Source organism: Sphingobium sp. YBL2, from assembly GCF_000943805.1.
Classification (GTDB): domain Bacteria; phylum Pseudomonadota; class Alphaproteobacteria; order Sphingomonadales; family Sphingomonadaceae; genus Sphingobium; species Sphingobium fuliginis.
In genome coordinates this window covers 3,919,189-3,942,772 of the sequence record NZ_CP010954.1, presented here as the reverse complement: position 1 = coordinate 3,942,772, position 23,584 = coordinate 3,919,189, and the positions used below count along the sequence as shown (strand labels likewise).

Below are 23,584 nucleotides of genomic sequence, written 5' to 3'. Positions count from 1 at the left end.
CGGATCAGCGCATAGCCAGCTTTTCCGCGCCGCCCGTGCGTACCCGATCTCCCATATGCGCGCGGGCGCGCTCCTCCTCCGCCAGGCCGACGGCGGTCGGATGCTGAACATCGTCCTTGGTGAGGCGGGGTGTCGCGCGATCCCATTGAGTGATGCGTATCCCATCAGGCTGGAGCAGGCCGCTGGTCGCCAGCAGGGTGTCGGCGCCTCGCCACGCTTCCAGGGCCGCCGCCGGATCGTTGATCCTGTAGATCGCGACATAGCGATGGTCGGGCGTCATCGGGATCATCTGGCCAAAGGTGCGAAAGGTCAGGAAAGCAGCCGATTTGACGCCGGGTCGAACGGCCGCTTCACGAAAATAGCTTTCCGCATAGAATCGTCTGAAATGGTCGCCGCCGTCCGCAGGCGGGTTCAGTTCCTCCAGGATGACGCCGCCGGAATGCCCGACGTCCGGATCATTGTCCTGAAAGAGCAGCGGATAATAATGAAAGTCATAGAGCAGGCTGTCATCGATGGCGTCCGATACCTGCATCCGCGACGTCAGCGCATTGTCCAGATGCTCGCGACTGAAGCGCACCGGATCGAATACGTCGTAGAGGGCGAGATATTGCCAGTCGAAGCCTTCGGGCGGACAGGGTTGCTCCCCGGCAAGCCGGAAACGCTGCGCGGTGACCGATCCCCGGAAACGCAGCGCATCGCGAATATGGATGTTGCTGTACCAATCCTCCATATCGGCCTCCCGGCCCGGAACGGCTTTGGTCAGCACGATCAGCACGGCATCGATCATCGCTTTTGCCTTCCCTCTCCTGATTTCTGTTCTCTCAGCCCTGCCGGACGGGCGGCGCGAAAGGCGTCGGCGCCCCCATCGTCGCCCGATAGGACAGGGGCTGCTTCCCGTCCGTATCCCTGATGCCGTACCGCTCCCCCAGTTCCGCGCCGATCAGCGCCTGGCCCGAAAGGGCGGCAAGGTCCGGGTCCTGCGCCAAGCGATCGAGGACAAGGCCTGAAAATTCCGGCGTTTCCCAGTGGGGCATGGCGGCGCGCAGGTCTTCGGGGATCATGTCGGACGGCATGGCCTTCACGGCGTCGGTCAGGATGAAGCCCGGCCAGAGAGACACGACGGATACACCGTGCGGCGCAAGATCGACAGCCATGTCGGCGGTCATCTTGTCCGTCCCCGCCTTGGCCGCGCCATAAGCCGGCCCGTGGAAATAGGATACCGCGCCATAGAAGGAAATGCTGGCGATCAGACCCCTGCCCGCCGTCACCATCAACGGCGCCGCATGATAGGCCGCGACATAGCTGGAGCGCAGGCCGATGGTGATCATGTCCGCCAACCTGAGCGGCTTTTCCCAGAAGCCGCCCGGCGCGACTAGGTCGAGCCCGTAAACGGCGGCGGCATTGTTGACGAGCAGGTCCAGCCTGCCATCCGTCCGCTCGGCCAGTTGCGCGAACGCTCTTTCGACCGCATCATCATCCCGGTGATCGCATAACAGCGGGATGCCCTTGCCGCCCGACTGTTCGATTTCTTCCACGACCGCGGCAAGCTGCGCCTGATCGCGTCCCGTGATCGCCACCACATGACCGCGTGAAGCCAGGCCCCGCGCCATGCCGCGCCCCAGCCCGCGCGTCGCGCCTGTCACCAGTACTATCTTTTCGCTCATATCCTGCTCCTATCCTTAATATTGACATCGCCACGAGGGACAGGGCCTGACCTGTCCAACGGCAGAGGGGCGACTGCCCTTCAGTCGAAGCGCGTCGCCGGTAGGACGACATGGCGGGCGGCCTCGCCCAGCGCGGTCGGTCCGAACAGTTGCAGCCGCCGACCCTCGATGGTCGCGAGCAGAGCGATGAGCGCGGCGTCCTCCTCCGGTCCCGCTTCGAGGATATACGCTTCCAGCGCCTCGGCGGCGTCGGCCCAGCGGTCGAAGCGGCGGCCGAGCAGGGCGGACACATCGGCGAGGTTGCGCGCCACCATGTCCGCCCCATGATCATCGGCGCGCCGTACCCATTCTATCAGTTCGGCGACCTGCGCCTTGTGCGTTTCCGCCGCCTCTCCCGTCACCGGCAACGCCCCGAGCGTATCGACCAGTTTGGCCAGAAGCGGCGCATTGTCGCCCGTGCGCTGTTCCAGCGGCGACAGTTCGGGCAGCGCATCGCCGGTCAGGTGCGACAGCGCCAGCAAGATGGAGCGGCGCAGCGCGAGATCGAACATGAGATAGACCGAATGCGGATCGCCGGGGCATGGCTTGCCGACCGTCCCTGTGAACTGCATCGTGCCGAGCAGTGAGAATTGCAGGACATGGAAAACCACCGCGTCATGATCGACCGGTTCGCCCGTCGCTTCCTCATAATAGCGCACCAGCTCCGGTAGCGGCGCACCCAGCGGCTCATAGCTGTTGCGCATCCCCATGGTGGCGATGTCGACCAGTGGATCGCCGATCATCGAAAATTCGAAATCATAGAGCTTGGTCATCGCCCCCTGATCGACCAGATATTGGCCCGAATCGAACTGGATGAAGCTGGCGCGATCGCGGTGCCGCGGTACATTGCGGCGCAGCCAGCCGATGACGAATTCCAGCAACGGCTCGGGCCGGCTCTTCGTCCGCCGATAATGCGGCATATAGGCGTCGAGGCCGACCAGCGCGATCGCCTCGGCGCCCTCGGGCCGGTGCACGCCGACGGCCATGAAGGGTTCGACCGGCAACCGATGCATCGCGGCGACTGCCTCCATATAGACGCGGCCGATGGCGCTTTTCGTCGCGGCATTGAGCGCCGAGAAATCGCGCGTCCCTTCGATCGCCTCCATCACGATGCAGGGCGGATCGGAGAGATAGCCGTAAATCTCCGGCACCGGCAGCCCCTGGCCGTGCAGCACGGCGATAACGTCCGCCTCGCGCTTGAGGTCGGGGAAGATCGATACGTCGCCGCCCCGGTCGCCGCGCAGGTGCAGGCGGCGGACCGTCCCTTCCCTTTCTATATCGACGAACCAGGACGGGCGCCAGCGGACGAGGCGTTCAAGCCCGACGACCTTGCCGCCGGTCAGTTGCTCGACAAAGGCGGTGATTCGGCCGACCCCGGCATCGTCATAATTGTTGAGCGGCGCGGCATTCGTCACTGCGCGCCCTCCCCCGCCGAAAAGGCTTCGGCCACGGCGCGGGTGTCCATATATTCCTTGCCGGATACGATCTGCCCGTCCCGGATGATCAGCAGATTATGATAGTCGTTGCGATAGACCCGGTCCGGAAAGACCATCTCGCCCCGGACTTCCACAGCCACCCGATCCCCTTCGGCGGTGATCGCGATCACCTCGGCCGTGCGCTTCTGCGCGCTCAGCAGTCCGCCCTTCACGCTGGCGATGAAGTCGGCCCGGCTCATGTCGCCATGACCCAATATCCACCACTGGCAATCGGGATGCTGAAGCGCTTCGATCGTCTCGACATCGCCCTCTTCCACGGCCCGCATATAGCGGCGGGCCACTGCCTTGTTCGCCTCGATATCGCTCATCACCCTCTCCGATGCTTCTATGCCGCCGAATTCGCCGACGGTCGTGGCGGACTATTGCCCTTGTGCAGGCGCAACCGCCGTCAGGAACCCTATCCATGGGCGGGTGGCCCTCGCGCGATCGCTCCACAATCTTCGCTCGTACAAGAAAGTGGAGGGGGAGAGCGCATGACGACCAAGAGCATGATGATGAAGCTATGCACCTATATGGGCGCAATAGCCGGGACGATGATGTTCGTTGGCATATGGCCGGTCGCGCACATGTTCCCGCCGCTCGACCCGTCCATGCCCGCAGCAGAGGTCGCAGCCTATTATCGCAGCCACCAGACCGGCATATTGGCGGGCGCCATCCTGATCGCCTCTTCTTCCGTGCTGTTTTTCCCCTTCCTCGCCGCGATCGCCACCTTCATGAAGAAGATCGAAGGGCCGATTGCGCCCTTGACCTGGGCTTTCGTGATGGTCGTGGCCTTCGGCTTCGTCACCCTATTCTTCGCCGGGTTGATCTTCACGGCGGCCGCCTATCGGCTCGACCGGCCGGACGCCGTCGTCAGCACGCTGAGCGATATCGCCTTTCTGCTGTTCGTCATGCCGGCCGTACCTGCCTTCGTACAGAATCTGCTGACCGGCTTCGTCATTCTGGGCGATCGCCGCGCGCAACCCATCCTGCCGCGCTGGCTGGGCTATATGAACCTCTGGACCGGCGTGCTGCTGCTGCCCGGACTGGCGATCGGCCTGTTCAAGACCGGACCTTTCGCCTGGAACGGCGCCCTGGCTTTCTGGCTGCCCGCCGTCGTATTCGGCATCTGGTTCAACCTGATGATTGTCGCCATGCTCGGCGCGATCAAGCGCGACGCGCTGGGTGGCGAATAATGGCGGCGTCGCAAGCGGTTGCCTCGTCTCCGCGCGGCCATGTGCCGGGCGAGGAAGGCGTATGGGTGTTCATCGGCGGCGACCTCATCGTCTTTGCCGTCTTCTTCGTCACCTATGCGCTCGCCCGGCAGCAGGAACTGCCGCTGTTCGAAAGCGCGCAGGCGCTGCTCGACCGGCGCCTTGGCCTGCTCAACACGCTGCTGCTGCTGACCAGCAGCCTGTTCGTCGCGCAGGCCGTCGCGGCGGTCCGCCGGGGCGACGACAGGGCGCGCCGGTTGCTGCTGGGGGCGATCCTTCTCGGCAGCGGCTTCGTCATCGTCAAGGCGTTCGAATATTCGGCCAAGATCGCGCAGGGCTTCACGCTCAACAGCAACAGTTTTTCGATCTATTATTATATGTTTACCGGCATCCATCTGGTGCATGTGCTGATCGGGCTGGGCGTGCTGTGCTTCACCTTGTCGCGCTTCGACCGGGCCGGCCAGATGCAGGGGGGCGTCGCCCTGATCGAGGGGAGCGGCGCCTTCTGGCATCTGGTGGACCTGCTCTGGATCATCCTCTTCGCCCTCCTCTACCTGCTCTAGGAAAGCTGTTTCATGGCCATGATCTGGCGTAGCCGCATCACATGGGTCTGGGCGATGCTGATCGCCGCAACCTTTCTGTCATTCGAAACGATGGCATTGGGCAATGCCTTTCTGCTTCGCTCCGTGATCCTCGTCATCGCCTTCACGAAAGTTCTGCTCGTCGGCCGCGAGTTCATGGAGTTGCGGCACGCGCCGCGCTGGCTGCTCTGGGGATTCCAGAGCTGGGCGATCCTGACCTGCCTGGTCCTTATCGCCCTGTTCCGCACCTGACGCGATCAGACCGGCACTTCCGTCCCGCCTGCCGCGGCCTCGTCAATGCCCATCTTGCGCGTGAGGTCAGCCATATCGAGATATTCGCGCCAACGCGAAATCAGCCCGGCGTCGTCAAACTCATAGATGGCGACCATTTGGTGCGGACAGGGCCGTCCCATGATGATGGCGGTATCCGACCGCTCCTGCATCACCATCCGGTCGTTGGAGAGGATGTTCACTTCATTGCACTTGTTGTTCGTGGCGAAGGCCATTTGCCGCTCGATCTCAGCGCGCAATGCCGTCTTGCCCTTCACGACAGGACCGCCGGGAACCCAGAGCTGCCATTCGGCGTCCTCCGCCATCATCGACAGGATCTTTTCGACATCGGGCCTGCTGGCATCGCGGCCGTCGCCCCAGGCATCGCAAAATTCCCGCACCTTCCGTTCCAGTTCCACGCTCATCATCCTCTCCTTTTTCTGATTTCATCCTGCCTGATTTTGCCGTTCATCCCGGGGACAAGGCCCGCGTGACGCTGATGAACGGCACGGTGCAGCTCTGACCGCCATCGACCGGATACAACATGCCGTTGACATAGCGGGATTCGTCGGACGCGAGGAACAGCGCCATGGCGGCAATATCCTCGGGTTCGCCGATGAAGGGCGTGTTGAGCACCTCCAGAAACAGCCGGTCCATCTCGGGCGTGGACCATTGCAGCTTGGCCGGCGTCTGCGTCGGACCGGGTAGGATCGCATTGCTGCGGATGCCCCGTTTGCCATAGGTGGCGGCGATCGCCTGCACGAACCAGTTGAGCGCAGCTTTGGACGATCCATAGCTATAGGCTGTGATATCCCCGCCCATGGAACTGCCCGATGAGGTGGAGATGATCGACCCTGCGCCGCGCTCCAGCATGTGCGGAATGGCGAGCTTGCTCGCCAGAACGGCGCCCAATACATTCACTCTCAGATTGGCGAGGAAGATGTCGGGATCGAAGGCCAGGAAATCCATGTCGCGCATGGCGTGGTCCTGATTGACGTATAGCGCATTGTTGAACAGCACGTCGATGCGGCCGAAATCCGCGACGGTCTGGCCGATCATATGTTCCAGATCGGCCTGCTCGCCAACATCGACGGTCATCGCGCGCGCCGACCCGCCGGCGTCGACGACGGCCTGCGCGGTCATCTCGGCAGCTTCGGCGCGAATATCCGCTACGATCACCGTCGCGCCTTCCCGCGCGAACATCAGCGCGCTGGCGCGTCCGATGCCGCTCCCGCTGCCGGTGATGATGCAAATCTTGTTGGCAAGGCGGGTCATTCTGCTTCCTCTCGCTTTTTAATTCATAACCGGCGGCGGCTGCACGTTGGTATCAGCGCAGATCATACTTCCTGATGGACAGGATCAGTAGGTAGGCACGGCTGCGCTGGGGATCGGCCTCGACACGGGCCGCGACCCGCTGCACCAGACTGGCCATCAGTGCGTCCCGATCACGGGACGCATCGACCCGCGCCAGGAAGTTGGGGCCGTTGGCCGCACCCATCATGGCTGCCCACAGCCGCCCCAGTTCGGCCGCATCGCCGGATCGCTGATAAGCATCCCAATAGGGATCAGGGGACGGGATCGCGGCGAGATGCTCCAGTTCCAGTTCGGGCACCAAGCCGGCATCGAAAGGCGCTTGTATCTGATCGGGCGAACGCCCCGCGGAGGGCGCCGTCATCCTTAGCGTCTCATCGGCGCTGAGCAGTCCTTCACCCTCCATGTCGACGATCGATTGCCAGAAATTTCCGGCCATCCATTCGAAGCCGTGGCTGTCGGGCCCCCTGCCCATGAACTGACAGATCAGGCGTCCTCCCGGCCGCAATTCGACAGCGCGCGCCTTCAGGAAGGCCAGCCAATCCTCCGCCAGCACCGCCTCGACGGCAGCACGCGCCTGCGCGGACCGACTGAAAATCGCCCAGCCATGATCCGCGACGTCGACCGGATTGCGGCTCATCCAGTGCAGCGCGTTGGAGGACCAGCCCAGATCGACGCTGCCGGGCGGCAATATCGCATCGAAATAGGATCGGCCGATCGCGGATGGAAAGACGCCCTGTCGGCCGTTCAGATAGCTGGCCGGATCCCGGTCCAACAGGCCGAACAGCGAGGTGAAATCGTTCGATGGCAGATCCGTATGCACGACCTGCACAGGCCTCCGCGCGTCGTGCGCGCGAACCAGATCGATAGCTGTCGCCATCGGCGCCATCGAATTGCGTCCTTGCGACGCGCCATAATCGACAATGGTGACGGGACCGACAGAACCGTCCGCAATGGCCCGCGCCGCCGCCTCCAGCAGGGCAAGCGCGGATTGCAGATTGGCCTGTTGCAGACCCGAATGGCGGTTGTAGAGCCCGTCCCCCGCCATGGCCGCGACAGCGGCGGGATCAGCCATAAAATGCCTCCGCGATGCGCTGCGTGTAGATCGCGCTTTTTTCGGGCGACAGGCCATAATGGGGGATCACCGGCGTAATCGCGTCGGCCAGGGCGGCGCGCCGCGCGACCCGGCTGCGCACCTCATCAACCGTTCCAACCACGGCGATGCTTTCCACCATTTCGTCGGAGCAGGCCGCCGCCATACCCGCCATGTCGCCCTGCGCGAAGGCGGCCTGGATCGCCGATGCCTCGCGGCCGAAACCGATTTCCTCGAAATAGCGCAGATATTGGGGTGACTGGCTGTAATAGGCCACGGTCCCTCGGCAATCCTCAATCGCCTCGCGCCTGTCGTCGGAAATCGCCGTGAATATCGAAATATTGAGCGAGAAGCCCTTGCGCGCCCGCCCGGCCCGATCCAGCCCGGCCTTGATCTGGGCTGCCACTTCCCGCTCGATCCAGGCATCGTTCCACAGCGGGTGCCCGAGCAGCCCGTCGGCAATTTCCGCCGCCTGCGCGCAGGCCTTCTGAAACACCGCCGGCAGGACGATGGGAATGTCGCTGCGCACCGGCTTGTGCAGCAGGCGGAAGTGCGAAAGGTCGAGACGATGATAGTCGCCCGCCAGTTCGGTGAGTTCGCCCGTATGCCCGCGTGCGACGATGGCGCGGATCATGCCCACGATCTCGCGCATATGGGCGAGCGGCTTGCCATAGGCGCTGCCGAACGATCCCTCGATCTGGCTCTGCGCGCTGGATCCCAGCCCCAGCACCACCCGGCCGTTGCTAATGAGGTCCAGGTCGATGGCGCTGCAAGCGGTTTCCAGCGGACTGCGCACGAACGCCAGCGCGATGCCGGTCCCCAGCTTGATGCGCTGCGTGGCCGGCGCGACGGCGGCCAGCGTCGTAAAGGGCGCGCCGAAAATCTGGGGCGCCCACACCCCTTCCACGCCCGCCGCTTCGTAGCTCTGCGCCAGCGCCGACAGATCGGCGCCCGGCATCGGGACGATCTGCGCCCAGACAGCCTTGCGATCGGTCATCCCCATCCCCCTCTAAAAGCCGCTTGTGTCGAAATAGTCGCGCCAGGCGACGATATGGGGGCCGTCCATTTCCAGCGCGCCCATCAGCCGCAGCGAAAGCATTTCCTGCCCGTCCGGTCCGTAGAAAATATCGCTGCGCTCGGTCAGGACCACATTGCCGGCGGCCGCCGCATGATGGACGACGACCGCGCAGCGTTCGAAAGGAATCCGGCCCAGAAAGCCCTCGACGAACTGCCGCGCCTGATCGATCCCGACAGTCGTCGCCACGCCGACATTTTCCCAACGGGTATCCGCCGTAAACCGGCGCTCCATGGCGGACAGCATGTCGTCGCGCGAGCCGCTGCTTTCCCGAAAAAACGCCAATGCTTCGTCCAGTGGACCGGGCATGTCACCCCCTGCTCCTGTGTTGCGCCGGCATCATGGCGCGGGGCGGCCGCCTTCTACCCTGCCGAAAGATAGCCATTGGATTTTGATGGAGGGATCGGCACGCCATCGGGCGGAAAGGTCATGCTGAGAATAGTATGTCCTCCCCATAACAGCGAATCGAGCGGCCAAATATCGGGCGTTGCCTATACTCCGCGGCAAAGCTGAGAGGAGTTTTCATTGATGAGCGCCGTCGACGAACTGATCACCCTTGCCCGATCACCGGATCCGTTCCGGAATGCCCCGGACAATCTGGCCGAACTGCAACTGGAAGCGGCGCGGGAGCGCTTTGCGGAGCGCCGCCAGCAGATCAGGGTGCTCGACAAGCGGGCGAAGGAAGCCGGTATCGACAGCATCGACAGCCTGGCCGATCTCGTCCCGCTCCTGTTCGCCCACACCAATTATAAGAGCTATCCTGAAGCGTTCGTCGACAATGGCCAGTGGAAGCATATGAACATATGGCTCGGTACGCTGAGCAGCCATGCCACCGACAATATCGACGTTGCGGATGTGCGCGACATCGACGAATGGCTGGATCGCGCCAGGGCGGCGGGCCACCATGTCTTCGCGTCGAGCGGGACGTTGGGCAAATCCTCTTTCCTCAACCAGTCGACGCAGGACCGCGACCTGTCACTCGCCGCTTGTCTGGCAGCGGCCGACCTGTCGACACCGGCCTATGTCCCCGATCATGGCCGCTCGGTCTTCACCATGATGCCGCCGCGCGGCACCCACAAGATGATCGACTTCTGCAACGTCCATTTCCCGCGCTGGGCAGCGCCCGGCGAATTTCATCGCCTGAGCGACTATCCGATGCGCGCCTTCGACGCCATGCGTCCCGCGCAGCTGCGCCGCCTGCTGGCGGCCGGCAAGGTCGGTCCCGGTGAGATCGCCGCCTACGAGGCGGAGGTCGAGGCCCGCCAGCAGGCGCGGGCGGGCGAGTTCGACGCATGGATGGACCTGCTTGTCAGCCGCCGGGATCGCCCGCTCTATATCGGCGTCATGTATGGCGTCGCCTGGCAGATCGTGCAGGCCCTGCGCGCGCGCGGGATCAAGGATGGCGATTTCCATCCCGACACGCTGATGAGCTTTGGCGGAGGCACCAAGGGGGCAGCGGTCCCAGCCGACTATAAGGAACAGATTATGGGCTTTTTCGGCGTCACGCCGGACCGCATCACCAGTTCCTATGCCATGGTCGAAATGAGCGGCTTCTGCGCCAAGATCCAGCCGACCGAATCCTATGCGGTGCCGCCATGGATCATCCCCCTCATCCTCGACAAGCCTGGCGAAACGCTGCTGGGCACGACCAAGGATACGGGCCGGGTGGAAGGCCGCATGGCATTCTTCGACATATTGGCGGACGGCCGGTGGGGCGGCATCATCTCCGGCGACAAGGTGCAGGTGGAATTCGGCTCCGGCCTGGAAGGCGTGAAGACGCCGGTCGTCCATGCCATCGCACGCTACGCCGATCTGGAGGAGGGCGAGGACAAGCTCAGCTGCGCCGGATCGATCGATTCCTACGTGCGCGGATCGATCACCGCGCCCCAGCCGGTCGCGGCCTGAACGACAGGAGGCAGACATGCTGCATGAAATTATCGCTGATAATGATCGGCTGCTCGTTCCCCATGTGATAAAGGGCGTGGTTCAACTCGACGCCGCCGTGGAGCATCGTTCGCGGGCCAGCGGCTCGACGGTCATGACCCCGTCGATCGATCTGGACTCGCTGATCTGGCCACGCAGCCAGCCCGGTCCTGCCTTCGACACGCCGCTTGCGGAGATCGTGGATTTCCTCGTCGAGGTCGGCAAGGCGCTCGATTTTGACCGGAATATCCATCTTCAGGAGGCCGCGGCCTATAATCTGCGCTGTAACAGCCTGGGGGCGCGCATCCTTGAGAATTGCTACCGCGACATCGCCTGGTTCTTCACCCGCGACGCGGTCGAGGCGGAGGCCGAACAGTCGCTGGGATCGCTTGACCTGCTGGATGGATGGGCGCGACGCGACATTCAGGGCACGGCCTTCGACATCCGCGCCTTCCCGCCGCGCATGGTGCATGTTCTCGCCGGCAACGCCCCGATCGTGCCGCCGGTCACGATCGTCCGAGGGGCGATCAGCAAGGGCGTCCACCTGCTGAAAATGCCGTCCAACGACATGTTTACGGCGACCGCCCTGCTGCGGACGATGGCGGATGTCGGCCCCAACCATCCGGTGACGCGGTCCTTTTCCGCCGCTTACTGGCGCGGCGGCGATGCCAGCATCGAAAATCACATCCTGCGCTCGCAATATTTCGACAAGCTCGCCGTCTGGGGCGGCGAGGCGGCGGTGCGCCATGCCATGCAATATGCCGCGCCGGGCTTCGAGATCATGTCCTTCGATCCAAAGGTGTCCATCTCGCTGATCGGTCGCGAAGCCTTTGAGGGCGTCCCCCTCGAGACCATCGGCGAGAGAAGCGCGGCCGACATCATCGCCTTCAACCAGGATGCGTGCAGCTGCGCACGCTTCCAGTTCATCGAGGGATCGGACGATCAGGTCGACCGCTATTGCGAAGCGCTGGTGGAGGCGATGGGCCGGGACATCCGCTACGGCGCGGGGCCCGACGGCCCGCTGCCACCCGCCATGCTGATTGAGGAACTGGACATGCTGGGCAATCTGGAACCCATCTACCGCCTGTTCGGACGTCCCGACGGCCGGGGCATGGTCATCCGCTCCAGCGAACCGGTGTCGTTCAATCCGGGCGGCAAGCTCGTCAATGTCGTCACCGTCGATCGGCTTGCGGACGCGATCCAGTATGTCACCGTCGCGACCCAGTCGGTCGGCGTCTATCCCCCCTCCCGCATTGCCGAGGTGCGCGATGGGCTTTCTTCGGCGGGCGCCCAGCGCATCGTCGGTCTCGGCAACATCAACACCGGAAAATTCGGCGGCCTGCCGCACGATGGGGGATGGCCAGTGCACAAGATGATGCACTGGGTCGTCACCGAAGCAGCGAAAGATTGAACCAGATCATGACACAGACGACTATTCAGGCGCTGTCGCTCGACAGCTATCGCCTGCTCGGCCGCTCGGGCCTACGCGTTTCTCCGCTGGCGCTGGGAACCATGACCTTTGGCGAGGAATGGGGCGCGGGCGAGCAGGAATCCCGCCGGATCTTCGACAGCTATGTCGATCAGGGCGGCAACTTCATCGACACGGCTGGCTATTATGCCGATGGCGCGTCGGAGATATTGACGGGCAAGTTCGCGGAGGCGAAGCGCGAACGGCTGGTTCTTTCCACCAAATATTCGCTGACCCGCTCAGTCGGCGATCCCAATGCCGCTGGCAACAGCCGCCGCAACATGGTGCAGACGGTGGAAACGAGCCTCAAGCGACTGAAGACGGACCGGATCGACCTGTTCTTCCTCCATGTCTGGGACGATATGACGCCTGCGGACGAGATTTTGCGCGCGTTCGACGACTTGGTGAGGCAGGGCAAAATCCTCTATCTTGGCCTGTCGGACACCCCTGCCTGGCAAATGGCCCGGTTGCAGACCATGGCAGAATTGCGTGGCTGGAGCCAGTTGGTGGCTTTGCAATCCGAATATAATCTGGTGGAGCGCACGGCCGAGCGTGACCTTATCCCCGCCGCCAAGGCGCTGGGTATCGGCGTCATGCCCTGGTCGCCGCTGGCGAGCGGCATGTTGTCGGGCAAATATGCGACGGGCGGCAGCGCGCATGCGGGCGAAACGGGCGGCCGTGGCTTCCTGCTCGAAGCAGGGGGCCGCGTCGATGCGCGCGTGGTGGCCATCGCGGATGCGGTGAAGGCCGTCGCCGACGAGATGGGCGTCACTTCGGCGCAAGTGGCGATCGCCTGGACCCTGGCCAATCCGGCGGTCATATCGCCGCTGCTGGGCGCACGGACGATGCGGCAATATACAGATAATGTCGCCGCGCTTGGCGTCACGCTGGAGCCAGCGCAACTGGAACGGCTGGATGCGGTGAGCCGCACGCCGCTCGGCTTTCCGCATGATTTCCTTGCCTCACCCTTCATTCGCCATGGACTGACGGGCGGCACGAATATCCGGCCGCGCGCCTGATCAGGCGGCGCGGATCAGCCTTCCGGGACGCGCGCCGGTGTCGGCGCCGTCCCTCCGGGTTATCACGCCGCTGACCATCGTGGCGCGATAGCCGGTGGCGAGCTGCGCCAGGCGACGCCCGCCGCCGGGCAGGTCATGCACGACATGGGGGGCATGCAGGCGCAGCGCACCATGATCGATCAGGTTGATGTCGGCCTTCAGCCCCGGTTTCAGCCGCCCCCGGTCCCGCAGCCCCAGAAAATCAGCATTGTCCGCGCTCAGAGCCTTGACCGCCGCCGGGATCGTTAGTTGCTCGCCAGCCCGATCGCGGGTCCAGTAGGCCAGCATCGTCGTCGGATAGCTGGCATCGCAGATGATGCCATAATGCGCGCCACCGTCGCCCAGTCCCACGATGCTGTAGGGATCGCGCATCATGGCCAGGGCAGGGTTTAGCGACTTTTCCGCATAGTTGGAAAAGGGCATCAGGATCAGCGCCTGCCCATCCTGCTCCAGCATCAGATCATAGACTAGTTCGACCGGGCTGACGCCCCGCTGTCCGGCCAGCGCGGCGATGCTCTGGTCTGGTGACGGTTCATAATCGGGCTCGGCTCCGAGCCGATAGATATTGTCCCAGGTCCGCAACAAGCGATGCAGCGGCGTCGGCGTCTCGTCCGGCTCCTCCGCGATCAGTCGCTCGCGAAAGGCGGGATCGCGCATGATGGCGACCTTTTCCGCCAACGGCCGGTCCGCGATCGCGCGATAGCTCGCACAATGGCTGAACGCGTTGGCCGATGTCGACAGGCCGCACATTGCGCCCATCGGCCGGGGGAACACCTGCGCCAGCACTGGCGCCGCACCGCTGCGATTATGTTCGGCGAGCGCATCCATGGTGCGCCGCCAACCCTGCGGATCGGTCGACCATTGGGCGAGCGAATAGGTCAGCGGGCGCCCCGACGCGCTGGTCATGCGCTTCATGAGGTCGAGATCGCTGGCCCAGTCGGCGGTATCGAGATTGGGGATCATCTGCAGCACGCCGCGCCCCGCATCACCCACCGATCGGGCGATCGCCACCAGTTCGTCGCTGTCCGCTTGAAAGGACGGGATGAACGCGCCGTCACCGCGCCGGTGTACCAGCGAACGGGATGTGGCGAAACCAAGCGCGCCGGCCGCCATTCCCTCCGCCACCAGTTGCGCCATCCGCGCGACATCCGCTGCGGTCGCCGGCTCACGGTCCAGTCCGCGCTGGCCCATCGCATAGACCCGCAGGGGCGAATGGGGAATATAGGCGCCGACATCGGCGTCCCATGCGCGCGCTTCCAGTGATTTCAGATAGTCTGGGAAGCTCTCCCAGTTCCAGGGCAGGCCCTTGGCCATCACTGCTTCGGGAATGTCCTCCACCCCCTCCATGACATTGACCAGCGCCTCGCGATCCTCCGGCCGGCACGGCGCGAAGCCGACACCGCAATTGCCGATAACGACGGTGGTGACACCATGGTCGGTGGACGGCACCAGACTGTCCGACCATGTGACCTGTCCGTCATAATGGGTATGAACATCGACGAAGCCGGGCGTGACGAGGAGGTCGCGGGCGTCGATCTCCTCTCGCCCCTGCCCGACGTCAGCGCCGATCTTCGCGATACCTCCATCAACGATGGCGATGTCCGCCTCGAACGGATCGCCGCCCTGCCCGTCGACGATCGTACCGCCCCGGATCACCAGATCAGCTTCTATCATGTCCATGGCTCTCCTCAGCCTGCCAGCGCAGCCAGCATCTCGCCCGATGCCTGTTCTTCCGTGACCCACTTCACCATGCGGCGGACCGGCTCGATCGCGTCCTGCCTTTCCATATTATGCTGCATCGTCGCAGCCCCGCCCAGCGATACGATCCGCTGCGCGCCCTGAAAGGCGAGGCGGTCGCGCAGCTCGTCCTTGAGACTTTCGGGAAAGATGCCGATCGTCTGGGTATAGGCGTTGACCGCGCTGACGGCCGTTTCCCGGCTGTCGATGGGCACGATATTGCCCACCCGGCAGGCGAGCGTGCGCGAAAAATCGACCGGATATTCTTCCTGGCTCACGATCACCGCGCCTTCGTTGGTGCGGCCGCCGAAGATGCGATAATCCTCGTCGTTGAGGCGGATGCCGTCGATCTCGGCCTTGAGCGCACCGTCAAACGCCTTGTGCGGCGTGCTCAGATGATCGGGCAGGCGCTGGAGAGCGTCGAAGGTCATCTGCCCCAGCCGATTGGCACGCTCCAGCCCGGCTTCGTCCGTGCCGCATTCGACATAGATGACGCGTGCGGACACGCAGCCTTCCTGATTTTGCGCGCCGATATCGAGCGCCAGACGGCGCGCCACCTGCTCCAGCGTCTCCTCGTCGGCGAAGGCTTCGCGACCGATGATCGTCCCCGACAGCTTGGGGTCCTGGGTGATGAGGTCGATGCCCGGTTGCAGATAGCGCGTGATATGCTTGACCGAATCGAACCCGCCCCAGGCAACGATCTTCTCGACGCCGCGCGGATCGTAGATTGCCGACTCCACCTGATCGTCGCCGCCTTTCCAATAGGCGACGGAGACATGTTTCGACAGCGGATGGTCGGGGTCCATCTCGACCATGGTGCGCACCAGCGCGGCGGCCGTCAGCGGATCGTTGGACGGCAGCTTGATGATCGCGTCGGACCGGGTCAGCGCATTGCGGATCACCGTCAGGATTGACACGATCGGCGCATTGCCGGCAATGACGTGCACGGTCCGCGCACCGAAGGCGCGCGTGCGGGCGGTCAGACCCGGAAATCTGCCAGCCCCCTGATCCACCCAGCCTTCCAGATAGTCGACGCCGCAGGAGCGTTCCATCATCCGCCGCATTTCGGTCCGATCGAAAGCCGCGCCGATATGTTGGAAATGGACACGCAATATGCTCTCCGACAGACCGGAGGTCAGGCAGGACAGGCGAAACGCCTCCTGCAAATGCCGGTTCTGACCGAAATCGAGCCGCTGTCCCAAAGCAACGAGGAAATCGAGTATCTCCTCGAAGCTCAGTGCATAGAGATCGGCCATGGCTGAAGGCGTGCGCAACGGCAATCGCGCGACATGCTTGGCGATGTCGGGCGCCGAAAAGCTGACACCGCCCCGGCGGCCGCCATAGTCGATGTCGGCATCGTCGATAATCTGGCCCCGGATGATCAGGGGCACGCGGAATGGATCAGTCATGGCTCTACTCACATCGACAGTTCGGCAAGAAATTCGAGAGCGCGGTCGTGCGCTTCGGGAGCACCAGCGCAGACGATGCGGTCATCGCCGCCTTCCTTCTCGCTGTAGCGGCGTACCGGCGGAATGACGTGTGGCCCGGTGCGGCCGCAGGCGCAGGGCTTTTCCCAGCCCGCCAGCGTGATCTCATCCCCCGTCACCAGCCCGGCCCAATAGGTGTTTGGCATCAGGTCGAACGAGGCGAAGCGGCCGGTCAGGCCGTCCTTGCGCGGCAAGGGCTTGCCGGTCGCTGGGTCGAGCAGGAACGGGATCTGGATCGGCGGGATGTGATAATGGCCATGCTCGCACATCATCGACAGACCCATCTGTTCGGATGTGGCGTACATTTCATAGATGGTATCGAAACCCAGAAATTCGATCACGCGCTCGCGCCAGTCGTCGGGCAGTTCCTTGCCCTTCTTGCCGCCGCCGGTCAGCAACACGCTGCCCTTGCCGAAGACGTTCTTGAGACCGCGTTTCAGCCCCTCCTCCGCCCAGTCGTAGAGGATGGCCCACATCGCCGTCACATAGACGTCGCGTCCACCGAAGCGCCGCTGCGCCTCGCTGAAGAAATGCTTGAGGTCGTCGGGCCGGCGGCGCTCCAGTTCCAGCAGCGCCTCCCGCCGTTCCAGCAGGACCGGCGGAATGTCGATCATGCCGGCCTCGCCCCGCGCCTCCGCCGCGCGCAGGCGGCCGCCCAGCGAGGCGATGTCTGCACTGAACCGGGCGTCGGGATAGAGGAACAGGGTATTTTCCTCACCCTTGGCATAGAGATCGACCTGGATGCCGTTGCCGCGCTGCATCGCGGCAGCGCCGTAGCGATAGCCCGGAATGATGATCGGCATCCCGTCCTTCACGATGTCCGGACCCCGGTCCGGCCACCAGTCGCGGATGATGACCCCCGAATGGACGATGGTTTCACGCCACTGTTTCTTGGTGCGAGGGACGAAGCTCAGCTTGCCGGTGGTGCCGGACGTATGCTGTACGGTCAAGTCGGTTTGCGCGTCGAGCAGGTCGATCCAGTCGTCGATCGTCTCGATACCGCTGGCATCGACGTGGGAAATGTCGCTGGTCGTCAGGCCCGCGAGCCATTTGGTCAGCTTGTCGAAACGGCTCCGTTCCAGATAGCTGATCGGATAGGATTTGTAGACGGTGTGCGGAAACAGAAGCGGCGCCAGATCGTCGATCGTTTCGATCGCGTCGATGCCCTGCTCACGCGCTAGCTTGTCCAGCACTGACAGGCCGGGCCGCAATTCGGCAAAGCGCTTGCGAGCGCCGTCCAGATGCAGCCGGTCGATCTCCTCGCGACTGAGCGTGAAGGCTTGCGCATAGGGCGCATCGTGAAAACTGGTGGGATCGGCGATCAGTCGATCGAGATAGCTGCTCATAAGAAAATCCGTCCTTCTTGATGGGACGGATTGTGGCGGGGGCGAGGCGTTCGCCGCAATGCCGATGCCTACAGCCGGAACGCCCAAACATCGTCAGGCGGACATGAAGCGCGATGCTTCACATCATATCGGATCGGCGATCCAACGCAGAACTGGTTCAGCGCAATGCGCCACGCTCTTCGCGAAATTCGCGGGGGGTCATGCCGGTCGCCTTCCGGAACGCCGCCGAGAAAGCGGCAGCGCTTTGGAAGCCGCATTTGCCGGCGATCACCTTGATCATCGCCTCGTCACGGATAAGCAGGTCTTGCGCACGCGCGATCCGGCGGCTGGCGATATAGTCGGTCAAAGTGATGCCAGTGGTGGCCCGGAAAGTCCGGATCAAGTGACGCGGGCTGGTGCGGATTTCGGCGGCCAGATCGGCCACCGAAAGCATTTCGGCCAGATCGGCCTCTATTTTATCCTTGATGCGACGCAAGCGCCAGCCGGGCATCTGTCCATGTGCGCTGCGGTCATCATATTGGGCTTGGCGAAAATGCCGGCACAGTTCGACGACGAGCATCAACGCCATGCTTTCGAGCAATATATCCTGTCCAAAGCCTGGATTGCGCAATTCCTCCACCAAACGGGCAAGCCCCTGACGCACCCGACCGATCTGAACATCCTGACATGCAGCCAGATCGGCGACGCTGTCATCCTCGAACAGTTGCATCGCCCGGTCGTTTTCAAATGTCAGACACAGCAGGCTGTGTTCGCCCGGTTCGCTCAGGGTCGCAAATGCACCACCCTTGGGCAGGAAGACGACATCGCCTGGCGGATCTGCCAGTTGGCGTTCGTTGTTGAAGAAACGAGCAGTGGGGCAGCGCGGGCCGATGGAAAAATCCAGATAGTAGGAATCAGGTTGAAAAACCGATCGGCTGCTCTGGGTCCAGCCGAAGTGACGGATATCAGCGAAAATGCCGTTCGTATGGAACCGCCGTTCGACATGGAAATGCGACGCAGTGTGCGGGGCACAGAGCGGCAGACCAAGGTCGGCTTCATGTCGCATCCTCAACCTCCTCGCCATCGATCGAATCTTGGCTCGATCCTAAAGCGCAGGACCATTATTTCCCTGTAGATCGCGAATGGCAAGTCAGTGCCGATCATGATCATGCACATCGGCGACCACCCATCGGCTTGCCAATGCAAACAGGCCGGCGGCCAGGATGAAGAAGCAGGATCCCAGGCTGAGCGACAGGCGCAGCCCCTGTGCGCTTGCCGCCTCGCAGGCCGCGACGGCCTGCTTGGCGCATTCGGCCAGGCTGAGGCCTGCCGACACCCGCGCACTTTCCCCCAATATATCGCTAGCAAGACCGATCAGCGGCGGGCCCAATCCATAGCCCAATATGGAACTGGTAGCGATAATCACGGCGGAGGCCATGGCGCGCATATGCGGCGGCGCCACATCCTGTCCGTGCGCATACATGGCGGGCATGTAGAAATGCTGCCCCATGGATCCGAGCACCATCAACGCCACCGCAAGACCAACCGTCGGAATTTGAAAAGCGGCGGCATATAGCGCGCCGCACCAGAGCAAGCCGAAGGAGGGCAGCCATGCCTTGATTCGCGGGTAGCGACGCGCACCCAGGTCCATCATCGGGCCGCCCAACAGCGTGAAGACGATGCCGACGCCACCGATCACAAGCCCCATCAGCGCTGACGCATTGGCCAGGGACAGGCCGTGCCCGCGCATGAGAAAAGATACCATATATTGTTGATTGGCATAGCTGCCGATCCCGGCCACGCCCCCCGCGACGGCCACCAGAGCAAAGCTGCGCCGGGCCAGCAACTGGCGGACGGTGGCGATGAAAGACGCGGCATGATGCGATCGGGGCTGGCTGCGCGGCGGTTCCGGCACGGTGGCGCGGAACAGCAGAGCCATGACGATGCCGGCCATTCCGCAAATGAGGAAAGCCGTGCGCCAACCATAAGCGGCGATCAAAGCGCCCCCGCCCACCGCTGCGACGATGGCGCCGAAGGGGCCGGCGACCGCGAAGATGGCGATGGCGGTCGTTCGACGTTGCGCGGGGAATGCGTCGGAGATGAGCGAATGCGAGGCCGGCGTGCATCCCGCCTCGCCAATGCTGACGGCGGCTCGCCCGACGAGCATCTGGACGAAATTGGCTGCAATTCCGCAAAAGGCCGTCATGGCGCTCCACAATGTCAGCGAAATGGCGATGATCCCCACCCGGCGACCGCGGTCCGCCGCGCGCGCGATCGGGAAACTGAAGACCGTGTAGAGTATGGCGAATGCGGGTCCACCAATCAGGCCGAGCTGAAAATCGCTGAGATGGAGATCGACCTTGATCATTTCCTGGGCGACCGAGAAGAGCAGTCGATCTATATAATTGAGGCAATTGAGCAGAAACAGCGCGACAATTGTCCACGATAGCAACGATCGCCCGTCGGCGGAAAGCGATGCGTCGTCCGGTATCGGTTGCGGACCTGCATCCACTATTGACGGATTGTGCATCACTCATCCTATTTCATTTTTATCGACTGTGACGAAGGCTATGCCAACAGCGCATCCCATGCCCCCGCCACAACTATCGCCGGGACGACAGATGTCGCGCAGGAGACATATTCCTTCCCCTATGCCTCCCCCGTCTATTCCCCGAATATTGCACAACAAACACAGGCAAAGCGGGCGATTGACGATGATCGCAGCCCCCAGCCCGCTATTTCAGTCTGCGGGCCGCCGTTTGGTAAAATCGCGTAACGCAGCACCCCATCATGACCCTGTCGAGCAGTGTCTTACAGGCAGCGACGCCGTTTCCCGCCATATCGCTTCCCGCAATATTCGCCCAGGTCGCGCATATCCTTCGCTGCTGCCGCAGCCTGCTGTTGATCGCAGGGAAATTCCTTTTCGCGCGCCTCGACGCGCTCGCACAATTCCTCGATATCGCATCGTGAAAGAATGTTCTTTTCACGCAAATAGCAGACCAGGCTCTGCAATATGATCATAGCCTTGTCGCCGCTCTCTACCGATTGACTGATATCCATTTTTCGACCCTGGACCTTGAAATACGGCATAACTGCCCGTCTCTCGACTAGGCAGTTATGCAGCAAATCAGCGACGCAACCCCTGACGAAAGATAGGATCGTTCAAACAGGCCGGGTCAGGCCCATGGGTGAAGTGGACGACGCCACCTCACCCATCCCCTGTGTCAGAAGCGATAGGAAACCGTTGCGCCCCATGTGCGCGGCGCTGCGGTAAAGCCGATCGCGGTGCCGAAGGTGCCATAACCGTTGAATATGGCGTTATAATATTTTGCCTGCGTCAGGTTGCGCCCCCAAAGGGTGAACTCCATTCCGCCGTCGAGCTTGAAATTCAGGCTTCCGTTCAGCACGCCATAGGCCTTGAGCCGACTGAAGCTGTTCTGCGTATCGATGAAGCTGATAGCCGCCGCACGCTCCGCCGCATCGTTCACACCATCGTTGAGCGCCGGTGTCGTCAAATCCGCAGTGGCATAGTCCTGATAAACGGCAGAAGTGTAGGCATAGTCGGCATGCAGCGCAATTTCGCCGCCTTTGACCGGGAAACGCTGCGTCGCGCCGATGTTCCAGGTCCAGCGCGGCGCGCGCGGAACGACCTCACCGCTACGATCTACCGGACCGCCCAGGCCCGCCGCAGTGAATGATCCCGCAGCATATTTCGCCTTAAGCCAGGACAAGGCGCCGCTCAATTCCATGCCCTGCCACGGAATGAGCGTACCTTCAAATTCAAGGCCATAGGCCTTCACATCGCCTGCATTCTGAACGAACTGGGTCAGATTAGCGCCAACCAGGGCATTGACGACATTCTGGGCGCCGTTGCGCCAAATGTAGAATCCAGCAAAATTAGTTCGCAGATGCCGATCGAAAAAGTCGCCCTTGAAGCCGATCTCGGCATCCTTCACCTTTTCCGGCGCAAAGGAACTCGCATCGGGCGGGGTCGGACGCGAATTGAGACCGCCGGCCAGTGCCGCGCCACCCGTCTTTGCATAGATGAGCTTGCCGTCTCCCAGTTCGTAGTCGATGCTGGCAAGCCAGGCGGGATAATCAAATTTGGCCGTCACAGGATCCGTGCAATCCGGACCGGGGGCGACCAGATTTGCATTAGCACCCACGGCGCATAGCCCCGTAGCGGGCAACGTGATCAGTCGGCCGTTGGAGACGAACGAACCGGAAAAGCCCGGAATCCCTCCGATATAGCCCATGCGGTTGATCGAACGCTTGTCCCAGGTATAGCGGAATCCGCCGGTCACGCGCAGCCGTTCGGTCAGGCTGTAGTTGACTTGGACGAACAAGGCCTTCGATTCCGACTTGTATGTGGCCAGGTTGGTATTGGCCGGGGCCAGGTTGAAACCGAAGTCGGTATCCTGGAAGACGAGCGACTGGGACTGCTCATCGCCCGTTTCCTTGAAATAGAAACCGCCGAAAATGAACTCCAGTTTCCCCAGGTTACCGGAGAATTGCAGTTCCTCGCTACGCTGATTTTGCGAATAGTCGCTCGCATAAGATGCGATCTTGGCGGGCGTGCCGTCAAGATCGGTACCATCCCCGGTATCCGCCTCGCGATAGGCCGTTATCGATTTGATCTTAACGTCGCCCAGATCATATTCGATGGTCGCACGGACACCCCACGTCTTGTTATAATTATATGGCGTATCGATGTTGGCATTGCCCGTGTTTGGATCATTATATGTTCTGTAGAATTGGCTCTTGCTCTGGAGGAAGCTGGCAATGTCGAATTGACGGGAATATAGTGCCAGCGCCGGTCCGGTCGGGTTGATACCGCGTAGAGCGACATTATTGTACGTATCCTTGATATTGGCATAGTCGGCCGACAGGGATACGGTCATCGGGATCGCAGACGGCTCCCAGTTCAGCGTGGCACGACCCGCGATGTCGTGATCGATACGGGCCGCATCGACCCCTCTTATCGGGTTGTCGCCAAAACCCTTACCCCTCTCGCCATAGCGGCCAGCCAGGCGCAAGGACAATTCATCGCCCGAAATCGGCAAGGTCAGCGCGGATTCGATGGACCAGCTTTCATAGTTACCGATACGTCCGGTGACATAGCCGCCGAAATTTCCGTCCGGCTGCACAGTTGTCATGTTGAGGGCGCCACCCGTCGTGTTGCGTCCGAACAAGGTTCCCTGGGTTCCGCGCAAGACCTCGACCGAAGCCAGATCGAGAAGCCCGAGATTCCCGGCGATAGGTCGCCCATAATAGACGCCATCGACATAGATGCCGACCGCAGGATCGGAAAATGAGTTAGGGCTATTCTGCGCATTGCCACGGATGGCGAGATATATGAGCGATGCGTTGCCGGTGCCACCGGATTGCACCGACAAACCCGGCGCCGCCCGGCCCACATCCGCCACTTCGACAATCTGCCGTTCAAGCAGCGCAGTCGGATCGAGCGCCGTGACGGCAACGGGAACCGTCTGAAGATTTTCCGACGTGCGGCGAGCCGTCACGATGATGTCGCGCACACCGCTATTGTCATCACCGCTCGCACTTTGCTCGACCGCTTCTGCCGCGTGGCTTACGCCTGCACCACCGACACCCAATACCGTGCCGGCCATCAGGATTGCGCGGAATATTTTAACCATTTCATCCCCTCCACTATTAATATTATTAAATAACGGAATTTAATTACCATATTTATTATTATTTTTATGCATTTATACTAATGGTACTAAGAGAAGAAATATTATATACTTATATTATATCAACGATCTAAGGCCGCGAATATGATCTTGAAAACTAGATCAGTGCGATATTGGGCAGTATATTAAGTACTTTCCTGTTTCGCCGTC

At 62.3% G+C, this 23,584-nt stretch carries 22 protein-coding genes; 6 read left to right on the top strand and 16 right to left on the bottom strand.

Features of this window, described 5'->3' with window-relative positions; genetic code table 11:
- Window positions 1–4 precede the first annotated feature (4 nt).
- From TZ53_RS18135 to TZ53_RS18120, 4 genes are all read right to left on the bottom strand, one after another.
- The gene (locus tag TZ53_RS18135; protein ID WP_044662211.1) at window positions 5–787 is read right to left on the bottom strand and encodes a hypothetical protein; all 783 of its coding nucleotides are present in this window, start codon (window positions 785–787) and stop codon (window positions 5–7) included.
- A gap of 34 nt (window positions 788–821) precedes the next feature.
- Entirely contained in the window at window positions 822–1,664 is an 843-nt protein-coding gene (locus TZ53_RS18130; RefSeq protein ID WP_044662210.1) for a dehydrogenase/reductase SDR family member 1, read from the bottom strand.
- 80 nt (window positions 1,665–1,744) lie between these two features.
- On the bottom strand, window positions 1,745–3,118 hold the full coding sequence (locus TZ53_RS18125; RefSeq protein ID WP_044662209.1) for a phosphotransferase: 1,374 nt from the start codon (window positions 3,116–3,118) through the stop codon (window positions 1,745–1,747).
- Complete coding sequence (locus TZ53_RS18120; protein WP_044662208.1) at window positions 3,115–3,507, bottom strand: nuclear transport factor 2 family protein; 393 nt, start codon at window positions 3,505–3,507, stop codon at window positions 3,115–3,117. The genes TZ53_RS18125 and TZ53_RS18120 overlap by 4 nt, the downstream gene beginning before the upstream one ends.
- Before the next feature lie 165 nt (window positions 3,508–3,672).
- Here TZ53_RS18120 and TZ53_RS18115 point away from each other — a divergent pair, with 165 nt between their 5' ends.
- Genes TZ53_RS18115 through TZ53_RS18105 form a run of 3 tightly spaced genes read left to right on the top strand, consistent with a single transcriptional unit; the run spans window position 3,673 to window position 5,225 of the window.
- Window positions 3,673–4,374 carry a hypothetical protein gene (locus TZ53_RS18115; protein WP_044662207.1) on the top strand — a complete coding sequence of 234 codons (702 nt, stop codon included), beginning with the start codon at window positions 3,673–3,675 and terminating at the stop codon, window positions 4,372–4,374.
- Complete coding sequence (locus TZ53_RS18110; RefSeq protein ID WP_044662206.1) at window positions 4,374–4,955, top strand: cytochrome c oxidase subunit 3; 582 nt, start codon at window positions 4,374–4,376, stop codon at window positions 4,953–4,955. The genes TZ53_RS18115 and TZ53_RS18110 overlap by 1 nt, the downstream gene beginning before the upstream one ends.
- A gap of 12 nt (window positions 4,956–4,967) precedes the next feature.
- On the top strand, window positions 4,968–5,225 hold the full coding sequence (locus TZ53_RS18105; RefSeq protein ID WP_017183047.1) for a cytochrome C oxidase subunit IV family protein: 258 nt from the start codon (window positions 4,968–4,970) through the stop codon (window positions 5,223–5,225).
- A gap of 5 nt (window positions 5,226–5,230) precedes the next feature.
- Here the strand turns inward: TZ53_RS18105 and TZ53_RS18100 are convergent, their stop codons facing one another.
- From TZ53_RS18100 to TZ53_RS18080, 5 genes are read right to left on the bottom strand one after another with little or no spacing between them, the layout of a single operon-like run.
- Window positions 5,231–5,671, bottom strand: coding sequence for a nuclear transport factor 2 family protein (locus TZ53_RS18100; RefSeq protein WP_082718608.1), 441 nt, complete (start codon window positions 5,669–5,671; stop codon window positions 5,231–5,233).
- Between the two features lie 40 nt (window positions 5,672–5,711).
- The gene (locus TZ53_RS18095) at window positions 5,712–6,518 is read right to left on the bottom strand and encodes an SDR family NAD(P)-dependent oxidoreductase (RefSeq protein ID WP_044662204.1); all 807 of its coding nucleotides are present in this window, start codon (window positions 6,516–6,518) and stop codon (window positions 5,712–5,714) included.
- A 52-nt stretch (window positions 6,519–6,570) separates the two neighbouring features.
- A complete protein-coding gene (locus tag TZ53_RS18090; protein ID WP_044662203.1) occupies window positions 6,571–7,629 on the bottom strand; it encodes a hypothetical protein in 1,059 nt (352 codons plus the stop codon).
- A complete protein-coding gene (locus TZ53_RS18085; protein ID WP_044662202.1) occupies window positions 7,622–8,644 on the bottom strand; it encodes an LLM class flavin-dependent oxidoreductase in 1,023 nt (340 codons plus the stop codon). The genes TZ53_RS18090 and TZ53_RS18085 overlap by 8 nt, the downstream gene beginning before the upstream one ends.
- A 12-nt stretch (window positions 8,645–8,656) precedes the next feature.
- On the bottom strand, window positions 8,657–9,031 hold the full coding sequence (locus tag TZ53_RS18080) for a limonene-1,2-epoxide hydrolase family protein (protein WP_044662201.1): 375 nt from the start codon (window positions 9,029–9,031) through the stop codon (window positions 8,657–8,659).
- A 219-nt stretch (window positions 9,032–9,250) separates the two neighbouring features.
- Here TZ53_RS18080 and TZ53_RS18075 point away from each other — a divergent pair, with 219 nt between their 5' ends.
- Genes TZ53_RS18075 through TZ53_RS18065 form a run of 3 tightly spaced genes read left to right on the top strand, consistent with a single transcriptional unit; the run spans window position 9,251 to window position 13,132 of the window.
- Complete coding sequence (locus TZ53_RS18075; RefSeq protein ID WP_044662200.1) at window positions 9,251–10,627, top strand: hypothetical protein; 1,377 nt, start codon at window positions 9,251–9,253, stop codon at window positions 10,625–10,627.
- A gap of 16 nt (window positions 10,628–10,643) precedes the next feature.
- Window positions 10,644–12,056 (top strand): acyl-CoA reductase, encoded by a 1,413-nt coding sequence (locus TZ53_RS18070; protein WP_044662199.1) that lies wholly within the window; start codon window positions 10,644–10,646, stop codon window positions 12,054–12,056.
- Entirely contained in the window at window positions 12,053–13,132 is a 1,080-nt protein-coding gene (locus TZ53_RS18065) for an aldo/keto reductase (RefSeq protein ID WP_044662198.1), read from the top strand. The genes TZ53_RS18070 and TZ53_RS18065 overlap by 4 nt, the downstream gene beginning before the upstream one ends.
- Here the strand turns inward: TZ53_RS18065 and TZ53_RS18060 are convergent, their stop codons facing one another.
- The 7 genes from TZ53_RS18060 to TZ53_RS18030 all read right to left on the bottom strand — a co-directional run bounded on the left by TZ53_RS18060 (window position 13,133) and on the right by TZ53_RS18030 (window position 23,377).
- Window positions 13,133–14,845, bottom strand: a complete 1,713-nt coding sequence (locus TZ53_RS18060) for an N-acyl-D-amino-acid deacylase family protein (RefSeq protein ID WP_044663144.1) — start codon at window positions 14,843–14,845, stop codon at window positions 13,133–13,135.
- A 14-nt stretch (window positions 14,846–14,859) separates the two neighbouring features.
- Window positions 14,860–16,317: an acyl-CoA reductase gene (locus tag TZ53_RS18055; protein WP_044662197.1), complete on the bottom strand. Its 1,458-nt coding sequence runs from the start codon at window positions 16,315–16,317 to the stop codon at window positions 14,860–14,862.
- A gap of 8 nt (window positions 16,318–16,325) precedes the next feature.
- Complete coding sequence (locus TZ53_RS18050; protein WP_044662196.1) at window positions 16,326–17,741, bottom strand: hypothetical protein; 1,416 nt, start codon at window positions 17,739–17,741, stop codon at window positions 16,326–16,328.
- Window positions 17,742–17,898: 157 nt separating this feature from the next.
- Complete coding sequence (locus TZ53_RS18045) at window positions 17,899–18,786, bottom strand: helix-turn-helix domain-containing protein (RefSeq protein WP_044662195.1); 888 nt, start codon at window positions 18,784–18,786, stop codon at window positions 17,899–17,901.
- Between the two features lie 84 nt (window positions 18,787–18,870).
- Window positions 18,871–20,250: a spinster family MFS transporter gene (locus TZ53_RS18040; protein WP_235600733.1), complete on the bottom strand. Its 1,380-nt coding sequence runs from the start codon at window positions 20,248–20,250 to the stop codon at window positions 18,871–18,873.
- A gap of 281 nt (window positions 20,251–20,531) precedes the next feature.
- On the bottom strand, window positions 20,532–20,810 hold the full coding sequence (locus TZ53_RS18035) for a hypothetical protein (protein ID WP_425281104.1): 279 nt from the start codon (window positions 20,808–20,810) through the stop codon (window positions 20,532–20,534).
- A gap of 134 nt (window positions 20,811–20,944) precedes the next feature.
- A complete protein-coding gene (locus TZ53_RS18030) occupies window positions 20,945–23,377 on the bottom strand; it encodes a TonB-dependent receptor (RefSeq protein WP_044662193.1) in 2,433 nt (810 codons plus the stop codon).
- Window positions 23,378–23,584 lie beyond the last annotated feature (207 nt).

Bases quoted from the DNA above. Each gene is read 5' to 3' on its own strand.
- TZ53_RS18135 (WP_044662211.1), bottom strand. From the start codon at position 787: ATGATCGATGCCGTGCTGATCGTGCTGACCAAAGCCGTTCCGGGCCGG.
- TZ53_RS18130 (WP_044662210.1), bottom strand. From the start codon at position 1,664: ATGAGCGAAAAGATAGTACTGGTGACAGGCGCGACGCGCGGGCTGGGG.
- TZ53_RS18120 (WP_044662208.1), bottom strand. From the start codon at position 3,507: ATGAGCGATATCGAGGCGAACAAGGCAGTGGCCCGCCGCTATATGCGG.
- TZ53_RS18115 (WP_044662207.1), top strand. From the start codon at position 3,673: ATGACGACCAAGAGCATGATGATGAAGCTATGCACCTATATGGGCGCA.
- TZ53_RS18110 (WP_044662206.1), top strand. From the start codon at position 4,374: ATGGCGGCGTCGCAAGCGGTTGCCTCGTCTCCGCGCGGCCATGTGCCG.
- TZ53_RS18105 (WP_017183047.1), top strand. From the start codon at position 4,968: ATGGCCATGATCTGGCGTAGCCGCATCACATGGGTCTGGGCGATGCTG.
- TZ53_RS18100 (WP_082718608.1), bottom strand. From the start codon at position 5,671: ATGATGAGCGTGGAACTGGAACGGAAGGTGCGGGAATTTTGCGATGCC.
- TZ53_RS18095 (WP_044662204.1), bottom strand. From the start codon at position 6,518: ATGACCCGCCTTGCCAACAAGATTTGCATCATCACCGGCAGCGGGAGC.
- TZ53_RS18090 (WP_044662203.1), bottom strand. From the start codon at position 7,629: ATGGCTGATCCCGCCGCTGTCGCGGCCATGGCGGGGGACGGGCTCTAC.
- TZ53_RS18085 (WP_044662202.1), bottom strand. From the start codon at position 8,644: ATGACCGATCGCAAGGCTGTCTGGGCGCAGATCGTCCCGATGCCGGGC.
- TZ53_RS18080 (WP_044662201.1), bottom strand. From the start codon at position 9,031: ATGCCCGGTCCACTGGACGAAGCATTGGCGTTTTTTCGGGAAAGCAGC.
- TZ53_RS18075 (WP_044662200.1), top strand. From the start codon at position 9,251: ATGAGCGCCGTCGACGAACTGATCACCCTTGCCCGATCACCGGATCCG.
- TZ53_RS18070 (WP_044662199.1), top strand. From the start codon at position 10,644: ATGCTGCATGAAATTATCGCTGATAATGATCGGCTGCTCGTTCCCCAT.
- TZ53_RS18060 (WP_044663144.1), bottom strand. From the start codon at position 14,845: ATGATAGAAGCTGATCTGGTGATCCGGGGCGGTACGATCGTCGACGGG.
- TZ53_RS18055 (WP_044662197.1), bottom strand. From the start codon at position 16,317: ATGACTGATCCATTCCGCGTGCCCCTGATCATCCGGGGCCAGATTATC.
- TZ53_RS18050 (WP_044662196.1), bottom strand. From the start codon at position 17,741: ATGAGCAGCTATCTCGATCGACTGATCGCCGATCCCACCAGTTTTCAC.
- TZ53_RS18045 (WP_044662195.1), bottom strand. From the start codon at position 18,786: ATGCGACATGAAGCCGACCTTGGTCTGCCGCTCTGTGCCCCGCACACT.
- TZ53_RS18040 (WP_235600733.1), bottom strand. From the start codon at position 20,250: ATGCACAATCCGTCAATAGTGGATGCAGGTCCGCAACCGATACCGGAC.
- TZ53_RS18035 (WP_425281104.1), bottom strand. From the start codon at position 20,810: ATGCCGTATTTCAAGGTCCAGGGTCGAAAAATGGATATCAGTCAATCG.
- TZ53_RS18030 (WP_044662193.1), bottom strand. From the start codon at position 23,377: ATGGTTAAAATATTCCGCGCAATCCTGATGGCCGGCACGGTATTGGGT.